The 570-nt window shown below is 40.9% G+C and carries 2 rRNA genes; both read right to left on the bottom strand.

Going from position 1 to position 570, the window contains the following annotated elements:
* Window positions 1–101 (bottom strand): 23S ribosomal RNA (locus CSH92_RS17015); the annotation flags it as partial.
* A 396-nt stretch (window positions 102–497) separates the two neighbouring features.
* Window positions 498–570, bottom strand: a 16S ribosomal RNA gene (locus CSH92_RS17010); the annotation flags it as partial.

The following is a 570-nucleotide window of genomic DNA, read 5'->3' as shown; positions in this document are numbered from 1 at the left end:
AAATGCGTTTTGTCAGCTCACCACAGCTTTTCGCAGACTTACACGTCCTTCATCGCCTCTAACTGCCAAGGCATCCACCGTATACGCTTAGTCACTTAACCATACAACCCTAATATGTCTGCCTTTTGACTCCAGACTATTAGCGGCTTTCGCCAGGCTGTAACGTGACAATCGCTAATCGTTACGTGCAAATTCGTGATGATTGCGTTAGCTTTCATCGCGACATTTGCGCAAGGAGGACTTACAGTACTCTTTGCAGCAAACTAATTTGCTCGATATACAAGTTTCGCTTGAAAGAACCGTCATTTCTAAAAATAACAATTCAATCAGTTACTCTTGGATTAAATTAATATCAGCTTTTCCAAATTGTTAAAGAACAGGTTTAAGGTAAGAACCTTAATCAATAAGTGTCTTATTAATTAAGACTCTCGATCTTTACATTCATAACAAAACAATCTGTGTGAGCACTGCATCAAGTGCGTCCATCGACTTTAAGGTAAGGAGGTGATCCAACCCCAGGTTCCCCTAGGGTTACCTTGTTACGACTTCACCCCAGTCATGAAACACAAA

Source organism: Neoalteromonas flava (genome assembly GCF_002807685.1).
In the GTDB taxonomy this organism is placed as follows: domain Bacteria; phylum Pseudomonadota; class Gammaproteobacteria; order Enterobacterales; family Alteromonadaceae; genus Alteromonas_E; species Alteromonas_E flava.
Note: the sequence above shows the minus strand (reverse complement) of the source record. Positions and strands in the feature narration are given on the sequence as shown.